Annotated in this window: 1 protein-coding gene; it reads left to right on the top strand. The window is 60.5% G+C overall.

The features are described from left to right. Nucleotides 1–114: 114 nt before the first annotated feature. Nucleotides 115–440: helix-turn-helix domain-containing protein (locus tag GV368_RS10945; protein WP_206673413.1), on the top strand; the 326-nt coding region annotated here is incomplete at its 3' end.

The following is a 440-nucleotide window of genomic DNA, read 5'->3' as shown; positions in this document are numbered from 1 at the left end:
TGTAGCGAACAAATAAACTGTCCGGACTTGTAGCACGAGGTTTGTCCGGTTTTCATTAGGTATGGAAGGAGGTGCCTAATGAGACGGACGCAGTTGCTACAGGAGGTACGGAAGATGCGGTTTGAGGAAGCGTACGAGGGCTGGCAGTCGGGTCGGCTGACGCAGGAAGAGGCGGCCAGGCTCCTGGGGGTGTGTGATCGGACATTTCGGCGCTACATCGCCCGCTACGAAGAGGAGGGGTTGGAGGGCTTGGTTGATCGGCGTCTGACGCAGGTCTCGCACCGCAAGGCGCCGGTCGATGAAGTGATGGCGCTGGTGGAGCGCTACCGTAGTCGGCATATGGGCTGGAACGTCAAGCACTTTCACGCCTGGTACCAGCGCGAGGGCGGCAAGCGCAGCTACACCTGGGTGAAGAACCGGTTGCAGGAGGCCGGGGTGGT

It is taken from the genome of Tepidiphilus baoligensis, from assembly GCF_012911495.1.
Classification (GTDB): domain Bacteria; phylum Pseudomonadota; class Gammaproteobacteria; order Burkholderiales; family Rhodocyclaceae; genus Tepidiphilus; species Tepidiphilus olei.
This window is presented reverse-complemented; position numbering and strand designations above follow the sequence as displayed.